Origin of the sequence: Mesorhizobium sp. B2-3-4, from assembly GCF_006442315.1 — a bacterium.
Lineage (GTDB): Bacteria > Pseudomonadota > Alphaproteobacteria > Rhizobiales > Rhizobiaceae > Mesorhizobium.
In genome coordinates, this window is record NZ_VFVY01000002.1 from 180,447 (window position 1) to 197,221 (window position 16,775).

The window sequence follows — 16,775 nt, forward strand, 5'->3', positions numbered from 1 at the left end:
TCATGCTGAGCGTCGAAGCCCTCAAGATACGCTACGGTGAAGTCGAGGCGGTGCGCCGCGTTGACCTCACCGTCGACAGCGGCGAGATCATCGCACTCGTCGGCGCCAATGGCGCCGGCAAGAGCTCGACGCTCGGCGCGGTCGCCGGGCTGGTGCCGGCGGCGTCAGGCAAGGTGATCTTCGACGGTGCCGACATTACCGGCCTGACGCCGGAGGCGATCGCTCGCAAGGGCGTCGCGCTGGTGCCCGAGGGCCGCCGCATCTTCGCCAGCCTGACCGTGGCCGACAACCTGCGCCTTGGCGGTGCGGTGCATCAGCCGGCGGCGGAGGCGAGGCTGCGCGAAGAGGAAATGCTGGAGCTGTTTCCGATCCTGCGCCGCTACCACCGCGTCAAGGGTGGCAATTTGTCGGGCGGCGAACAGCAGATGCTGGCCATCGCCCGCGCCCTGATGGGCAAGCCGCGCATGGTCCTGCTCGACGAACCCTCGCTCGGGCTCGCCCCGCAACTGATCGATACCGTCTTCGACCTGATCGCCGAGCTACGCCGCAAGGGCCTTACCATCCTCCTGGTGGAGCAGAATGTGGCGCTCGCGCTGGAAATCGCCGACCGCGCGGTGGTGCTTGCCAATGGCGAGGTGGTGCTGTCGGGCACGGCGAAAGAACTCGCCTCCTCGGACCTCGTCCGCCAAGCCTATCTGGGAGCTTGAGAAGCAATGGTCGCGCAACAGATCATCAATGCGGTCAGCCTCGGCGGCGTCTATGCGCTGCTGGCGCTCGGGCTGGCGATCGTCTTTTCAATTGTCGGCCTGATCAATTTCGCCCATGGCGAGCTGATGACCTTGTCGGGCTATGCGCTTCTGGCATCGCTGGTGCTCGGCTTGCCTTTTCCGGTCGCCGTGCTGGTCGCCGTCACCTGCGGCGCGCTCGCCGCCGTCGCCATGGAGCGCATTGCCTTCAGGCCGATGCGTGGCGCCTCCGTCACCAGTCTTTTGCTGACGAGCTTCGCTGTGTCCAGCCTTTTGAAAGTCGTCTTCCAGAACGGCATTTCGGCCCGGCCGCAGGCCGTCGCCATGCCCGGCTGGATGACGGGTGCCTTCTCCTTCGGCGATTTCACCATCGGCGTCGGCCCCAGCATCTCCATCGTCGTTTCCGCCCTGGCTCTGATTGCGCTTGAAGTCTTCCTGCGCCGTTCGGTCACCGGCACGGCGATGCGCGCCGCGGCCGAGGATTTCGACGTCGTGCGGCTGATGGGCATTCCGGCGAGCCGTATCATCGCCACCGCCTTCCTGCTCTCCGGCCTGCTTGCCGGCCTGGCGGCGATGCTGTGGGTGGCGCAGCGCGCCTCCGTCGATCCGCTGATGGGCTTCACGCCTGTGCTGAAGGCATTCATCGCCGCCGTGGTTGGCGGGCTGGGCAGCCTGCCGGGCGCCGTCGCGGGTGGCTTCCTGCTCGGCATCATCGAAGTTCTGCTGCAGGCGACGCTGCCGGCGACGATCGCGCCCTATCGCGACGCCATCGTGCTGTCGGGGGTGATCGCCGTGCTGCTGCTGCGCCCGCAAGGCCTGATCCCGGCCGTGCGCGTCCAGCGAAGCTGAGCGTCAGGGCACACACGGATGTACAGCAAACCTGAATACGAGCCGTTGTCGCGCGACCAAGTGTTCGGTCTGATCGAGACGGCTGCTTTCGCCACCGTGGTCACTGCCGGGCCACAGGGGTTGGCCGTCTCGCATCTGCCATTCGTGCTCGATCGCGCACGCGGCGAAAACGGCACGCTGGTCTCGCACCTCGCCAGGGCCAATCCGCACAGCGCGCTGATTGCCGAGGGCAGGGAGACGGTCGCGGTCTTCCACGGGCCGCATGGCTATATCTCTTCCTCCTGGTATCCCCGCAATCCCGTCCGCGACAGCGCGCCGACCTGGAATTTCGCCGTCGTCCATTGCCATGGGCATCCCGTGCCGCTCGACGATCACGGCACCGCCCGGCATCTGCTGCAACTGGTCGACGTGCTGGAAAAGGATCGCGACGACCGCTGGCGCATGCGTGAGCTCGGCCCCGGTGGCATGGAACGGCGCATTCCCCACATTATCGGTTTCGACCTGCCGATCGAACGTCTCGAAGCCAAGTTCAAGATGGGGCAGGATGAGCGCCGCTACGACACTTCAGGCGCGATCGACGCGCTGGAGCAAAACGATCCGGTGCTTGCCGCGATGATGAAGGCGCACAACGCGCACCGCACGGACTGACTGGCGCAGGAATGCGGGCAAGGACCAGGACATGATCCCCAATCTCAACATCGTGCCGTTCGTCAGCGTCGACCATATGATGAAGCTGGTGCTCAGGATCGGCGTCGAGCGCTTCCTGGTCGAACTCGCCGGTTACATCGAGGACGACTTCCGCCGCTGGGAGCTGTTCGACAAGACGCCGCGCGTCGCCTCGCACAGCGCCGAGGGCGTCATCGAACTGATGCCGACCAGCGACGGCGAGGTCTACGGCTTCAAATATGTCAACGGCCATCCCAAGAACATGCGCGAGGGCCGCCAGACCGTGACCGCCTTCGGCATGCTGGCCGACGTCCACAACGGCTATCCCGTATTGCTGTCGGAGATGACCATCCTGACGGCGCTGCGCACCGCGGCCATGTCGGCGCTTGCCGCCAGGCATCTGGCGCCGGCCGGCTCCCGCTGCATGGCGCTGATCGGCAATGGCGCGCAGGCCGAGTTCCAGGCGCTCGCCTTCAAGGCGCTGCTCGGCATCGACAGGCTGAGGCTCTACGACATCGACCGGTCGGCGACCACCAAATGCATCCGCAACCTTGCCGGCCTCGGCTTCGACATCGTTGCCTGCGCCAGCGCGCAGGAAGCGGTCGAGGGCGCCGACATCATCACCACCGTCACCGCCGACAAGCAGTATGCCACCATCCTGACCGACAACATGGTTGGCTCGGGCGTGCACATCAATGCCGTCGGCGGCGACTGTCCGGGCAAGACCGAACTGCACCGCGACATCCTGTTGCGCTCGGACATCTTCGTCGAATACCCGCCGCAGACCCGCATCGAAGGCGAAATCCAGCAGCTGGCACCGGATCATGAGGTGACGGAGCTGTGGCAGGTCATGACCGGCGCGGTCAAAGGCCGGCGCGACGCCGGCCAGATCACGCTGTTCGATTCGGTCGGCTTCGCCATCGAGGATTTCTCGGCGCTGCGTTATATCAGGGACCAACTGTCTTCGACCGGGCTCTATCAGGAACTCGACATGCTGGCCGACCCCGACGAGCCGCGCGATCTCTTCGGAATGCTTCTGAGAGCGGCCCAATAAGGCAGAGGCCGCGCGCCTGCCGGGGTACCGTATCCACTCAATGATCGCGATCATTGTCAGCTTGCCGGCGCGCGTGGAAAAATTATTCGTCGCGGCGGCTTCGAAGGGCCGATCGTTTCTTCCTTGGCAATCTGGTCTCGATGAGACTTGTGCGCATTGCTGGCGGTTGTGACCGTCGAAGAGTGCACGCATGTCCAACAGACCTGGCTGTGGATGGGCACACGCCCGGAAGCCAGGAAAGGAGCCTGATATGCCCAGAATAGTGCCCGTGCTCGATTTGAGCCGCTTTGAACAGGGTGCATCGGAGCGCCGGACGTTTCTGGCGGATCTGCGCTCCGCTTCGCGCGACATCGGCTTTTTCTATCTGGCCGGGCACGGCATCTCCTGGGCCGATATCAGCGAGGTGCTGACCGCGTCCCGCCGCTTCTTCGCTTTGGCCGAGGCCGACAAGCTGGCGATCGAAATGGTCAGGTCCTCGCAATTCCGCGGCTATACGCGTGCCGGCGGCGAACTGACCAAGGGCAAGGCGGACTGGCGCGAACAGCTCGATATCGGCGTCGAGCGCCCACCCATAGCGCAAGGCCCCGGAATTCCCGCCTGGACACGTCTGCAAGGGCCGAACCAGTGGCCGACCGCACTGCCGGAACTCAAACCCGCCCTGCTGGCCTGGCAAGCCAAGGCGACGGCGGTGGCCATCAGACTGCTGAAGGCCTTCGCGCTGTCGCTCGACCAGCCGGAGGATGCCTTCGACCCGATCTACCGCGACGAGCCCAACCACCGCATGAAGATCGTGCGCTATCCAGGCCGCGAGGCGACCGGCGGCGACCAGGGCGTCGGAGCGCACAAGGATGGCGGTTTCCTGACGCTGCTGCTTCAGGATGACAACAAGGGGTTGCAGGTCGACTATGACGGAAGCTGGGTCGATGTGGACCCCATTCCCGGAACGCTGGTCGTCAATATCGGCGAATTGCTTGAACTGGCCTCGAACGGCTATTTACGCGCCACCGTGCATCGCGTGGTGACGCCGCCCGCCGGCATCGAACGCATTTCGGTGCCGTTCTTCTTCAGCGCCAGGCTCGATGCGACGATACCGTTGCTCGAACTCCCGGACGAACTGGCCGCGCAGGCGCGCGGGCCGGCCAGCGATCCACACAATCCGCTGTTTCGCGATGTCGGAACCAATGTGCTGAAAAGCCGGCTGCGCTCGCATCCCGACGTCGCGCGCCGCCACTATGCCGATCTGCTCGAGCCGGAAACCCGGGCGGGTTGAGCCGTTGACGCAAGAACGAATGGGATTTTTCGCAATTCCGGCTGATTTTGGAAAATCGTTCGTCGTATCGACACCAAGATCGGTTCAAAAAAGAAAAACCCGTTCGGTGTTTTCCTCCCATTTCGCTGAACGGTGTTCCCCTCTGAAGGTTATCACCTTCTTTTGGCCGGGCCGTTTTCGCGCCCGGCCATTTTTCTTTCCGCGTTGCGCGTTGCCGGTGCGGCGTTGATCCGGCAGACTTCGGCGTGCGCCAAACCGGTGCAATCAGCGCAAGAAGGAGAGCTCTCATGACATCCAATGTCGCCGTCATTGCCGGGGTGGGCTCCGGATTGAGCGCCTCGCTCGCGCGTCTTCTCGCCAGGGAAGGGTTCCAGATCGTCCTGGCCGCCCGCAACATCGACAAGCTCAGCGCCCTGCAAGCGGAAACCGGCGCGCAGGCCGTGGCGACGGATGTTTCGGATCCGGCCTCGGTGGAGCACCTGTTCGAAGTTTCCGACAAGGCCGGTCCGCTTTCCCTGGTGGTTTTCAACGCCAGCGGCCGCGCCCGCGGTCCGATAGCTGAGCTTGATCCCGAGGCGGTCCGGCAGGCGCTGCTGGTCGGCGCCTATGGCGGGTTCCTGGTCGGCCAGCAGGCGGCCCGACGGCTCGTCGCCCGAGGAACAGGGTCGATCCTCTTCACCGGTGCGACGGCAAGCGTGAAGGGGTTCGCCGGGTCCGCCGGTTTTGCGATGCCCAAATTCGGATTGCGCGGACTGGCGCAGTCCATGGCCCGCGAACTGGCGCCCAAGAACGTCCACGTCGCGCATTTCATCATCGACGGCGCCATTGCCTCGACCGTTTCCGGCCAGGAGTCCGATCCGCAGGATCGCCGGCTGTCGCCGGACGCGATCGCCGAGGCCTATCTCGCCATCCACCGCCAGCACCGCAGCGCGTGGACCTGGGAGATGGAGCTCAGGCCTTGGGTGGAGACCTTCTGATCTGGGATTGGCTTGATGATCGATGCGACTTGTGCATGGCTCATATGCACGTCCTCGAGGAGAGTCGACATCGCATGAGGATATCACTATATAGCGGCGGCCTCGATGACTGATGCTCGCAAACGGCAAGGTCGTCAGGCAGCTGTTACAACAGCCAGTGAGACGCAAACGGACTGAAAGCCGTAAGAAGCAAGTAGAAGCAGCCTCTCTCCGCGGGATAGAATTCCCGTAACGGTATCAGTCTCTTAGAATCAGAAAATGTTCCCCAATCTTCGATTTTCTCCGGCTCTGTGGACCTTGGACGACGTCGGCTTGCGAGCCGAGGGCGACTCGGCTCGAATGGGGACATGCATTCTTCGCGGGATGCCGAATCTTGTGATTACCAACCGGCTTTGCCGCCAGGGAAAAGCAGTATGAGTGAACATGCGATCGAGTTCTTGCGGGGATGGATCGGCGAAAAGGTCCATTGCCAGTCCCACGCCAGGATCGAAAAGCAGGCCGAGACGCTGGCCCGCGAATGCGCGGCCAAGGCGGCTGAAGTCGGCATACCGCTGGAGGACATCCAGGAGGAAGTCGGCGACATCCAGGAATTGATCGCTTCGCGCCTCGAGGAAGCCGCGGAGGCCGACGAAAACCAGCAGGCCTCCGCCAAGGCCGCGGAATAGATTTTTCGAGGGACAATCCTGTCTGAATGCGCGGGCCGTTCGGCCCGCGTTTTCGTTTCAGCCGAACCTGTCTTTCAGCCACGCCTTCGGCAGCGCCGGCACGAAATTGCCGTCGCGCCCTGTCATGTCTTCATTGGCGACCAGGGCATTGAGGATCGATTCCTCCACCGTCTGGATCACCGCATCGAAGAACGGGTCGATATCCACGTCGGGAATGAAGTCGGCATTGGCGATGCGGCCGGACGGCGCGAGGGCTGCGGCGGGATTGGCCGTCGAGAAGGCGAGAAAGATATCGCCCGAACTGTGGTAGCCGAAGCCACCCGTCATGGCGACGCCGAGCGGCACGCGGCGGGCCAGCCGCTTCATCTGATGCGGCAGGAACGGCGCATCGGTGGCGATGATGGCGATGATCGAGCCCTTTTCCGCGCGTAAGGTGGCTTCGCGGATCGCCGGCTCGGTGAGTTCGGATTCGACGCGCAGGCCGCGAATGGTGAAATTGTGCCGCTTGCCGAAATTCGATTGCACGAAGGCGCCGACCGTATAGGCGCGCCCTTGCCATGCGACGATCCGTGACGCGGTGCCGGATCCGGCCTTGAAGCCGAAGGTGATCATGCCGGTGCCGCCACCGACGCTACCCTCCTCGATCGCGCCGCTGCCCGCGCCGTCGAGCGCCTGGGCAACATGCTCGAAGCCGACATGATGGCCGTTGATGTCGTTGAGGAAACCGTCATAGGTCTCCGCCGCCACCGGCAGACCCCAGGCGCTGTCGATAGCCGCCGGCAGTTCGCGCTGCATCCAGCGCAACGTGCCGTCGCGCGTGACGCCGCAGGAATGCGTGTTGGTAATGGTGATCGGAAAATTGAAGGCGCCGGTTTCCTCGATGATATGCGTGCCGGTCAGCTCGCCATTGCCGTTCTGGCTGAAGACGCCGGCAAAGACCGGCGTCGCCAATTCCGGGCGCGGCCTGGGCAAAATGGCGGTGACGCCGGTGCGCACCGGTCCCTCGCCGACCACGAGCGGACCGTCGCCCGAGATCAGCGTCGCATAGCCGACGGCGACGCCGGCCACGTCGGTGATGGCGTTGAAGGGCCCGGGCGTCCCGTCGAAGGCGATTGCGAGGCTTCGCGCGCGTGGCTTGCCGGATGGCGTTGCCAGATGGTGCGGATTGTCGGTCATGCTTTAGAACAATGATCCCTGATTGCCGGGTTCCTTCGTCTTGGCAACTAGGGCCTTGGCCGCAGGCTTGACAGCAGGCTTCGGTCGCGCCGCGCCGCTGGTTGCCACCGCGTCCGCGGTGCCGTCGGCGAACTCCAGCGAAAGCGTCATCCCCGACGCCACGTCGGCAGCCTGCTTGATGACGGCGCCGTCGGCGTCCTTCACCAGCGCGAAGCCGCGTGCCAGGACCGCCTTGTGCGACAGCGTCGCCATCAGCCTGTCGGCCTGGCCAATACGGCTGCGCAGGCGTTCCAGCCTGATCAGCACCGCTTGGCGGCCACGTCGCGTCAGGGCCGTCAGCAAATCCCTTTGTACACGCTGCCGCCGCGCGGTCGGCTCGATCGTGATGCGGCCTTGCAGGAGAGCCAGCTGCTGCCTGTGTCGCTGCAGCGAGGCCTTCGCGCATTTTGGCAACTGGTCGGCCGCGCGATTGAGTTCGGCGCGCCGGGCTCTGGCCAGCGCGCGCAGCGCTGCCTGCGCCCGCAAAAGGTTGCGGTCGTTGTGGCGCCGTGCCTCGGCGATCCGCTGCGACAGCATTGCCGGGTTCAGCTTCACCGCGAAGAAGCGAGCCCGTTTTCGTTCGGTGGAGACCATGAGGCCGCGGCCGAGCCTCGATGTCGCGTCGTCGAGCCGCCGGCGCGGCAGAGCCAGCAATTGATCGGGCGAGGGCAGTGCCCGCGCCGCCGCGCGGGCTGCCTGCCGCTTGCGTTCGAAATTGCGCAAGACCGCGGATTTGAGCCGCGCCCCAAGGCTGGCCAGCGTCGCTTCGAGGTCTGCCTTCACCGGCACGGCGATTTCGGCCGCACCCGTCGGTGTCGGCGCCCGCACGTCGGCGACAAGGTCGATCAGCGTCCAGTCGGTCTCGTGCCCGACGGCCGAGATCACCGGAATACCGGAGGCGGCGACGGCGCGGGCGAGTGCTTCGTCGTTGAAGCCCCACAGATCTTCCAGGCTGCCGCCGCCGCGTGCCACGATCAGCAGATCGGGTCGCTGGATAGGGCTATCCCATGCCAGCGCGTTGAACCCGGTGACGGCATTGGTCACTTCCGCGCTTGCCGTGTCGCCCTGCACGCGCACCGGCCAGACCAGCACATGCAGCGGGAAGCGGTCCTTGATGCGGTGGATGATATCGCGGATCACCGATCCGGTCGGCGAGGTGACGACGCCGATGACGCGCGGCATGAACGGCAGCCGGCGTTTGCGCCCCGCATCGAAAAGTCCCTCCGCCTGCAGCCGGCGCTTGCGCTCCTCCAGCAGCGCCATCAGCGCCCCGGCGCCGGCCGGCTCCAGATTGTCGATGACGATCTGGTAGTTGGATTTGCCGGGATAGGTGGTGAGCTTGCCGGTGGCGATCACCTCCATCCCTTCCTCGGGGCGGAATTTCAGCCGGCTCATCGTGCCTTTCCACACCACGGCGTCGAGCCTGGCGCGGTCGTCCTTCAGCGCGAAATAGGCATGGCCCGAGGAATGCGGCCCGCGATAGCCCGATATTTCGCCGCGCACGCGCACATTGCCGAACACGTCTTCCACGGTGCGCTTCAGCGCGCCTGATATTTCGCTCACCGTGTATTCGGTGGCGTTGGTGCGTGATTCGGATGCTGCTTCGCTCATCGGCCGATTGGGGGCTGGTTGGGTGCCTGCGTCAAGGCGCCCGTGCCAAGCCAGCTGTTCATGACCTTCCTACCAACCCGGCAGGATCTGGTTGGGCCTTGTCCGTTTCATCTTGGCAAAGGCAAGGGCGGCGAAGTCGAAAGTCCCTGTTTCCTCGCCAAGCGGGATCGAGATGTTGTCCAGGCTTTCCGAGATGTGGCGGGCAAGCGCGTCGACGATTTCCGGTCGCGAGGTCTGGCCGCGCATGATGCCGATGCGGCAGTCAGGCAGCGCGCCGAAGCCGTCGGCTTCGCCCAGCACCCGCATGCCGGGCCTGAGCGCGCATTCCGGCAGCACCGAGACCGCAAGACCCGACAGCACGGCGGCGGTGATCACGGTCGCCGAGAAGCTGGTGAACAGGATCCGATAGTCGCGGTTCTGCTGGTCCAGAACGTCGACCGCGGCGCGCCGCCATATGCAGTTCGGCCGGCCAAAGGCCATCGGCAGGATTTCCTGCTCATGCGTGGCATGATTGGCCGAGGAGACCCACAGCAGCGGTTCGCGCCGCACGACCTCCGATTGGCCACGCACGTCATTGTGCGTCACCAGCGCCAGGTCGAGATTACCGCGCTTGATGTGTTCGACCAGCCCCGGCGTCGGCTCGCAGATGACCGTCAGTTCGACGCGCGGATTGGGACGGGTGAAGCGGGCCATGATTTCGGGCAGGAAACGGTCGGCATAGTCGTCGGGCGTTCCGATGCGGATGGTGCCTTCCAGCCGCTGGTCGTCAAAGGCCGCGAGCGTTTCTCGGTTGAGGTAGAGCAGCCGCCTCGCATAGGAGAGCAGCTTGTCGCCTTCCTCCGTCAGCCTGTTGGTGCGCCCCTCTTTCTCGAACAGCGGCTTGCCGATCCGCTCCTCCAGCCGGCGCATCTGCATCGACACGGCCGACTGGGTGCGGTGCACTTCTTCGGCGGCCCGGGTGAAGCTTCCCGTGTCGGCGATCGAGATGAAGGTCTGCAACTGATCCAGATCGAGCGGCGCTTTCATCGGCGTGATCCATCATTGATGTTGATGCCTAGGATTAGAAACATTCGTTGGATTAATCAATCGGTCGATGGCAAATTGGCATTGTCCACATGAAGGCATGTGTATTGGGACCGGAACGGCGCTTCTCCCGGGCGCCGATTGCCTGGTTTCGTCCGCTCGACTCCGAAGGAGACTGACATGACCACGATCGATTTCGCCACCGAGACCACGCGCATCACCTCGCGTCCGGCCGTTGCGATGCGCGTGGCCAACGCGGCCTTCAATTTCTACCGCGCCTGGAAAAATCGCCGCGCCTTCTATCGCCTGGGCGAGATGTCGGATGCCGAACTCGCCGATATCGGCCTGACGCGCGCCGACCTTTACGTCGCCATCGACGTGCCGTTTGGCCGCGATCCCACCGTGATCCTGCGCGAAATTGCCAGCGATCGCGTGGAAACGATCGAGGACATCGCCCGCAAGGTGGCCTGATAGGCTCCGTTTCGGTCCCGCTGAACCTTTTTATCGTTCAGCGCGACCAAGGTTCATGCAGGCTTCCCACTCCCTGCCGGTTCCCCGCCGGCCAGCCTGCACGCTGCCCGGTCCTCCCAAGGACCGGGCTTTTCTTTTCTGGTTCCGAGCAGCGCTGACCCGGCGGCTACCGCCGGTCCATGTCCCGCTTGAACTGGTCGAAGATCGTTTCCACGCCCTTCTGGTAATCGTCACGCTGCTGGGCGCCGGTCTCGAACATCTTGCCGAACAGATCGTCGAAAGGGTTCCTCGGCCTGCCGCTCGGATTGGCTTGCGGCTGCGGCGCCTGGCGCTGCTGCGGCGGCTGACGCTGTTGTGGCGCCTGGGGCTGTGGTGCCGGCTGTCCGCCGGGGAGGCCGAAGCCGCCGCCACCGCCTTGCCGCAGCATTTCCTCAAAGATCTTGCCCAGCGGATTATCGCCATAAGGGCTTTGTGTCTGTTGCGGCTGCGGTTGCGGCGCCGCGCCGCCGCCGAACATGTCTTGCAGCACCTTGCCGAGCGGATTGTCTCCATAGGGGTTCTGCGTCTGCTGCGGCTGGCTTTGCGGCTGCGGCGTTCCGCCCCCGAACATGTCCTGCAAGACTTTGCCGAGCGGGTTGTCCATAGGGTTCTGCGGCGGCGGCGCCTGGCGCGGCTGTGGTGCCGGCGCCTGCATGCCTCCGCCTTGCCGCATCATCTGCTCGATGATCTCGCCGAGCGGATTGTTGCCGCCGCCGAAGCCTCCCGCGGCCTGCATCTGATTTGTGGTCTGCTTGAACAGCCCGCCCATCACCATCGAGGCGATGGCGGGCAGCATCTGTTGCAGGATCTGCTGGCTGACGCCGCTCGCCTGCGCCGCCTGGCTGGCCACGGCGCGCGACAGGTCCTTCGAACCGAAGAGGTGCCCGAGGATGCCGTTGCCCTCGTCGACGCCTTGCGGCGAGAAGGCACGCGTGGCGTCCTCGAAATATTTGGCGTGCTGGCCGCTTGCCATCGCCGTCATGAAAGCGCCGAGCCCGTAGGGATCGGCGGTGTTGCGCTGCAACCCTTGTGAAAAGGCCGGCAGCAGTGCAGCGACCGCCGCCTGCGTCTGTTGCAGCGAAAGCCCGTATTGCTGGGCAAGCGCCTGCATGCCGTTGCCGTTCTGGGCCTGCGTCAGCATGTCGAACAAGGTAGGCATCGGCTTCTCCTCCTGAATTCCTCGGAAGAGAGCCTAATTCGTTTCAACAGTCGATTGAAGCGGCTTTTGCCGCTCCTCAACGCGCGCGGTTAATAGGCATATTCCATGAACACGGGCTCGATCGAGCCACCCCAGCGCGTGTGGTAGGCCGACAGCATTTCCTCGGCGCTGGTGGTGCCGCGCGCCACGACCTCGTCGAGCGTGTTGAGGAACGAGGTTTCGTCGTAGCCGTCACGGTTCTTCTTGCCGCGGTTCTTCAAGCCAGTGCGAGAAATGGCCATCACGTCGCGCGCGATCTCACGCAGCGTGGTGTTGCGGAAGGGCGCGGAAATGCCCAGTTCCGGCACGGCGTTGCGCATGGCCAGCACTTCCTTGTAGGTCCAGCTCGAGGTCAAGGCCTCGGCCGCGTCGAGCGCCGCTTCGTCATAGAGCAGGCCGACCCAGAAGGCCGGCAGCGCGCAGATGCGCCGCCACGGCCCGCCATCGGCGCCGCGCATTTCCAGGAAGCGCTTCAGCCGCACATCCGGGAACAGGGTCGACAGATGGTTCGCCCAGTCGCCCATGGTCGGCAGTCCGTCCGGCACTTCCTTGCGTGCGGCGCCGGCCATGAACTGGCGGAAGGTGATATGCGTCATGTCGTGATAGTGGCCGTCGCGGATGACGAAATACATCGGCACGTCGAGCGCCCATTCGACATAGTCGGCGAAACCGAAATCGGGCGAGAAGCAGAATTCGAGCAGGCCCGAGCGCTGGTTGTCGGTATCGCGCCAGATGTCGCCGCGCCAGCTCTGCAGCCCGTTCGGCCGGCTGTCGGTGAAGGGCGAGTTGGCGAACAGCGCCGTCGACAGCGGCTGCAGCTTCAGCGAAACCTGCATCTTGCGACGCATGTCGGCCTCGCTCTCGAAGTCGAGGTTCACCTGGATGGTGCAGGTGCGGTACATCATGTCGAGGCCCTTGGTGCCGACCTTGGGCATGTAGCGCGTCATGATCTCATAGCGCGACTTCGGCATTTTGGGCGTCTCGGCCAGCGACCATTTCGGGCTGCCGCCGAGGCCGAGGAAGCGGATCCCCATCGGCTCGGCGATCTCGCGCACCTGTGCCAGATGGGCATTGCCCTCGCGGCAGGTCTGGTGGATCGTCTCCAGCGGGGCGCCCGAAAGTTCGAACTGGCCGCCGGGCTCGAGCGAGATCGCGCCCTGGCCTGTCGGTTCGACCAGGCCGATGATACGGCCGCCATCGATGATGGGATCCCAGCCCAGCTTGTTCTGCATGCCCTCGAGGATGGCGCGGATGCCGCGCTCGCCGCCGTAAGGCACCGGCGCGTTGCCATCGACATAGAACGGAAATTTCTCGTGTTCGGTGCCGATGCGCCATTTTTCGCGCGGCTTGTTGCCCTCGGCGAGGTGCTCGACAAGCTCGTCTATGCCTTCGATAGGCCGGAAATCGGTTGTGTCGCGCGCCATGATCAAGCCCTCAGAACGCGACCAGGAGGGCCGCCGGCGGTAAATGGACGAAATGTCAGGAGACGATCAAGCGAAAAATCCTGAGCCACAGGTCAAGAGGAATTGAAGGCCACGGCCCGCAAGCACCCCTTGCAAGGGACAAAGTCCTACCAGTCGCCGATCGTTGCCTGCATCACCGCAAGTGCGGCGACGGCCGCCGTATCGGCGCGCAGGATGCGAGGCCCGAGCGGAATGGCGGTCACGAAAGGCAGGGCGCGGAGCATCTTGCGCTCCTCGTCGGAAAAGCCGCCCTCGGGCCCGACCAGCAAAGCGAGCTTTTTCTCCTGTATCGCCTCCAGGGCAGGCAGCGGGTTGTTGGTCGCGGCGTCCTCGTCGCAGAAGACCAGCCGTCTTTCCTTGTCCCAGCCGGTCAGCAGGCGTTCGAATCTTTCCGCCTCGCGCACCTGCGGCACCGCCAGTATGCCGCATTGCTCGGCGGCCTCGACGACATTGGCGCGCAAACGATCGATCGAGGGTTTTGCCACCTGTGTATGCTGGGTGATCACCGGTTGCAGCACGCCGGCCCCCATCTCGACCGCCTTCTGCACGAGATAGTCGAGCCGGCCCTGCTTCAGCGGCGAAAAGCAGTAGATGAGGTCGGGCAGGGGCGGCTGCGGCCTTTGCGACGCCAGCACTTTCAGCCGCACGGACCGTTTCGATTTGGCCGATATGACCGCCGACCACTCGCCGTCGCGGCCATTGAAGACAAGGATCTCGGCGCCTTCGGCGAGCCGCAGCACATGCAGGAGATAATGGCTCTGCTGCTGGCCGGGTTCGAACTCGGCATCCGGCCCGAGATCGTCGGGCACGAACAGGCGTTGCATCTTGTAATTGGCGCGCATGGCCGAGGAATGGGCGAGGCGGCGCCCGGCGTCAAGCCTTGGCGGAAGGGTGCCATACGGGCTGAAAACCGCGACGCAGGACGGCAAGCGTCGTTTCCGGGGTCAGCAGCACGAGCGTCTCGTCGCGAGACCGATCAAGGATGGTTGGCGGGCCGTATCCGGCAAAACTCCAGGCCAGCATCCTGCCGTGGCGCACGGCATAGGCGCTGCCGCCAGCCGCGATCATCGCGCCGTCGGGCAGGCCCGCAAGCGCGTCCATTGCGACGGCGGGCCGTTTACCGCCCGAGGCCAGCCGCTCTCCATGCAATCGCTTGTCCACCTGCGGAGCGCGGGGCTCCTCGATATCGAAGGCCTGGCCGAAGCGGCCGACAAAGTCCCTGGCCCGTTCGCGCTGGCAGAAGAAGCACGGGCGATGTCCGGCGGCGAGCGCGGTTACCTCGTCGAGGAAGAACAGTTCGGTCCAGCCGGCCTTTCCCCCAGGCCGGTTGCGGCCCATCGGCTCGCGCCGCACATTGCGGAATTGGCACACGCAGATGATCCAGGCCGGCAAGGCCCAGCGCTTCTTCAGAAGGGTCTTGGTCTCGGGGTCGTGGATGATGCCGCGATTGCCGGTGAACAGCCCGCGCTCTGATACAGCGTGGATGGCGCCGAACGGATCGACCCGGTTCTGCAGTGGCATAGTTTTCTCCCGCGATACGCATCTTGGCTGAAATGCTGGCGCCATGATATCGCTCACGGCACCATTTTCATGTCAGCAGGGTTTTGCGATGCGGGTGCTGGTGGTCCAGAACTACGACAATACCGGGCTCGGCCAGGTCGGCGCGGCGCTTGCCGAAGCAGGTGCCGATCTCGACGTGCGCCTTCCCTACAAGGGCGATCCGCTGCCGCATGACGCGACCGGCCATGACGCCATGGTGGTGCTCGGCGGCGGCCAGAATGCGCTGGCCGACCAAGACTATCCCTATTTCCCGGAGCTGCTCGAACTTATCAGCGATTTTGCCGGCAAGGATCGCGCCGTGCTCGGCATCTGCCTCGGCAGCCAGCTCGTGGCCCGCGCCTTCGGCGGCGAGAACCGCATCGGCGGCGCCAACGAATTCGGCTGGCGCGGCGTCTCGCTGACGCCAGACGCCAAGGCCGATCCGGTGCTCGCCGAATTGCCCGAAAAGTTCCCGATCTTCCAGTGGCACGACGACACGTTCGATCTGCCCGAAAGCGCCGTACGGCTCGCCGGCAACGACGTCGCTGAAAACCAGGCGTTTCGCGTCGGCCGCGCCGTCTACGGTTTTCAGTTCCATTTCGAGGCCGATCGGCCGATGGTGAAGGACTGGAGTTCCTCCTTCGCACCGACCATTGCCGCACGCCATCCCGACTGGGCCGGCAAGCTCGACGGCGAAATGGCTCGCAACGGTCCCGACGCCGATGCTGCTGGCCTGGCCATTGCCCGCGCCTGGGTCGCGACCATCTGAGCGTCGCTCATGGCCCGCCGCGTGACATAATTGGCACGCGGCGGGGAATCCGTGTGGGAAAACCCCTTTCATCCTTGGCTTGTGTCCGGCCGCTATCCTAGAAGGCGCGCGCCTTACATCGGCTGTGCAACCGGGATGAACCTTTTGTGTGACCCGTGCGACACACCACCGATACAGAACACGCCTAGAAGCTGCAAATCGTCGAAACTTTGAGACGTATTTTCAGTTTCAACGCATTGGTAACCGCCTCGTGCACAGATGCAGAAAGCTCAACAAGAGATGACCTCCGTGAAAGCAGCGCTTCTGTCCTTTGCCATGCTGTCCGCTATCGTGCTCTGCGGCCTGGGTATCTATGCCGCCGATGCCGCCAACAACCACAATGCGGTCGACGGCTACGGCGTCACCGCCTCCCTGCGCTAAGCCAGGGCATCCTCGCGCCCCGGATGGGGCTCAAGGCCCCTTTATCGACATTTCCAGGATGCGTTTGTCCGCGCCGTCGACGACGAGTGCGGTGAGCATGCCTGATTGCCAGGCGAGCGTGTCGACATTGACGCGGTTGGCCATCACTTCGGCCTCCGGGACCGGTGTGTGGCCGTGCACCACGATCTTCGGCAACAGGCCGGTGTGATCGTGGAAAAGGTCACGGATCCAGATCAGGTCCTGCGGGTTCTGTTTGTCCAGGGGAATGCCGGGCCGGATGCCGGCATGGCAGAAGAAGAAGTCGCCAAACGTCAACGAGAACGGCAGCGACCGCAAGAAGTCGACATGGCCAGGCGGCACGGCCTCAAGGAGGGCCGCATGTCCCCGTCGAACTGTTTCCATCTTACCAAACCAACTGGCGTCGGCGGTGAGCGACACGCCATAGGACAGCGCTGTCTGAACGCCGCCATAGCGCATGAAAAGCCCCTCCGGATCAGGGGTTTCCAGAAAATCGAGCAAGCCGATGTCATGATTGCCGGCGAGCATCAGGTGGCGCGGATCGCGCTCCCGTGCCTCGATCAGGAAATCGATGACGCCTTTGGAGTCCGGCCCGCGGTCGACATAGTCGCCGAGGTGGATTACCCGCCAGTCGCGAACTGGTTTCCATTCCAGCTCGCTCTCGATCCGCTGGTGCATGGCCGCCAACAGGTCGAGCCGGCCGTGTACGTCGCCAATGGCATAGAGGCGCATGCCGTCCGGGCCGTGCGCGTCGAGGAAATGGATGCCGGGTTCCGCCAACG

Annotated in this window: 18 protein-coding genes; 10 read left to right on the forward strand and 8 right to left on the reverse strand. The window is 64.4% G+C overall.

The features are described from left to right. The first annotated feature begins 2 nt into the window (after positions 1–2). From FJ967_RS04530 to FJ967_RS04560, 7 genes are all read left to right on the forward strand, one after another. A complete protein-coding gene (locus FJ967_RS04530; protein ID WP_140730501.1) occupies positions 3–707 on the forward strand; it encodes an ABC transporter ATP-binding protein in 705 nt (234 codons plus the stop codon). A 6-nt stretch (positions 708–713) separates the two neighbouring features. Continuing rightward, the gene (locus FJ967_RS04535) at positions 714–1,595 is read left to right on the forward strand and encodes a branched-chain amino acid ABC transporter permease (protein WP_140730502.1); all 882 of its coding nucleotides are present in this window, start codon (positions 714–716) and stop codon (positions 1,593–1,595) included. Positions 1,596–1,613: 18 nt separating this feature from the next. Further along, on the forward strand, positions 1,614–2,243 hold the full coding sequence (locus FJ967_RS04540) for an FMN-binding negative transcriptional regulator (RefSeq protein ID WP_140730503.1): 630 nt from the start codon (positions 1,614–1,616) through the stop codon (positions 2,241–2,243). A gap of 31 nt (positions 2,244–2,274) precedes the next feature. Beyond that, positions 2,275–3,315, forward strand: a complete 1,041-nt coding sequence (locus FJ967_RS04545) for an ornithine cyclodeaminase (protein WP_140730504.1) — start codon at positions 2,275–2,277, stop codon at positions 3,313–3,315. A 250-nt stretch (positions 3,316–3,565) separates the two neighbouring features. Beyond that, positions 3,566–4,585, forward strand: coding sequence for an isopenicillin N synthase family oxygenase (locus tag FJ967_RS04550; protein WP_140730505.1), 1,020 nt, complete (start codon positions 3,566–3,568; stop codon positions 4,583–4,585). Positions 4,586–4,872: 287 nt separating this feature from the next. Then, on the forward strand, positions 4,873–5,562 hold the full coding sequence (locus FJ967_RS04555) for an SDR family NAD(P)-dependent oxidoreductase (protein WP_140730506.1): 690 nt from the start codon (positions 4,873–4,875) through the stop codon (positions 5,560–5,562). Between the two features lie 413 nt (positions 5,563–5,975). Then, positions 5,976–6,227, forward strand: a complete 252-nt coding sequence (locus FJ967_RS04560) for a DUF768 domain-containing protein (RefSeq protein ID WP_140730507.1) — start codon at positions 5,976–5,978, stop codon at positions 6,225–6,227. Between the two features lie 57 nt (positions 6,228–6,284). On the opposite strand, the gene FJ967_RS04565 is transcribed toward FJ967_RS04560, so the two are convergent. The 3 genes from FJ967_RS04565 to FJ967_RS04575 all read right to left on the reverse strand — a co-directional run bounded on the left by FJ967_RS04565 (position 6,285) and on the right by FJ967_RS04575 (position 10,079). After that, complete coding sequence (locus FJ967_RS04565) at positions 6,285–7,403, reverse strand: P1 family peptidase (protein ID WP_140730508.1); 1,119 nt, start codon at positions 7,401–7,403, stop codon at positions 6,285–6,287. A gap of 3 nt (positions 7,404–7,406) precedes the next feature. Further along, positions 7,407–9,053 carry an exodeoxyribonuclease VII large subunit gene (xseA, locus tag FJ967_RS04570; RefSeq protein WP_140730509.1) on the reverse strand — a complete coding sequence of 549 codons (1,647 nt, stop codon included), beginning with the start codon at positions 9,051–9,053 and terminating at the stop codon, positions 7,407–7,409. A 69-nt stretch (positions 9,054–9,122) separates the two neighbouring features. Continuing rightward, a complete protein-coding gene (locus FJ967_RS04575; protein ID WP_140730510.1) occupies positions 9,123–10,079 on the reverse strand; it encodes a LysR substrate-binding domain-containing protein in 957 nt (318 codons plus the stop codon). 177 nt (positions 10,080–10,256) lie between these two features. On the opposite strand from FJ967_RS04575, the gene FJ967_RS04580 reads away from it, so the two are divergent. After that, a complete protein-coding gene (locus tag FJ967_RS04580) occupies positions 10,257–10,547 on the forward strand; it encodes a DUF1127 domain-containing protein (protein ID WP_140730511.1) in 291 nt (96 codons plus the stop codon). A gap of 166 nt (positions 10,548–10,713) precedes the next feature. Here the strand turns inward: FJ967_RS04580 and FJ967_RS04585 are convergent, their stop codons facing one another. The 4 genes from FJ967_RS04585 to FJ967_RS04600 all read right to left on the reverse strand — a co-directional run bounded on the left by FJ967_RS04585 (position 10,714) and on the right by FJ967_RS04600 (position 14,768). Beyond that, complete coding sequence (locus FJ967_RS04585; protein WP_140730512.1) at positions 10,714–11,745, reverse strand: DUF937 domain-containing protein; 1,032 nt, start codon at positions 11,743–11,745, stop codon at positions 10,714–10,716. Between the two features lie 89 nt (positions 11,746–11,834). Next, complete coding sequence (locus FJ967_RS04590; protein WP_140730513.1) at positions 11,835–13,208, reverse strand: glutamate--cysteine ligase; 1,374 nt, start codon at positions 13,206–13,208, stop codon at positions 11,835–11,837. 146 nt (positions 13,209–13,354) lie between these two features. Beyond that, on the reverse strand, positions 13,355–14,089 hold the full coding sequence (locus FJ967_RS04595; protein WP_140730514.1) for a 16S rRNA (uracil(1498)-N(3))-methyltransferase: 735 nt from the start codon (positions 14,087–14,089) through the stop codon (positions 13,355–13,357). A 31-nt stretch (positions 14,090–14,120) separates the two neighbouring features. Then, positions 14,121–14,768, reverse strand: coding sequence for a hypothetical protein (locus FJ967_RS04600; RefSeq protein WP_140730515.1), 648 nt, complete (start codon positions 14,766–14,768; stop codon positions 14,121–14,123). An 88-nt stretch (positions 14,769–14,856) separates the two neighbouring features. On the opposite strand from FJ967_RS04600, the gene FJ967_RS04605 reads away from it, so the two are divergent. Together FJ967_RS04605 and FJ967_RS33910 are read left to right on the forward strand one after the other, a co-directional pair. Then, on the forward strand, positions 14,857–15,555 hold the full coding sequence (locus FJ967_RS04605) for a type 1 glutamine amidotransferase (protein WP_140730516.1): 699 nt from the start codon (positions 14,857–14,859) through the stop codon (positions 15,553–15,555). A gap of 288 nt (positions 15,556–15,843) precedes the next feature. Further along, positions 15,844–15,975: a hypothetical protein gene (locus FJ967_RS33910; RefSeq protein ID WP_013893872.1), complete on the forward strand. Its 132-nt coding sequence runs from the start codon at positions 15,844–15,846 to the stop codon at positions 15,973–15,975. Positions 15,976–16,005: 30 nt separating this feature from the next. Here FJ967_RS33910 and FJ967_RS04615 read toward each other — a convergent pair whose 3' ends face one another. Further along, positions 16,006–16,773 carry a metallophosphoesterase family protein gene (locus FJ967_RS04615; RefSeq protein ID WP_140730517.1) on the reverse strand — a complete coding sequence of 256 codons (768 nt, stop codon included), beginning with the start codon at positions 16,771–16,773 and terminating at the stop codon, positions 16,006–16,008. Positions 16,774–16,775 lie beyond the last annotated feature (2 nt).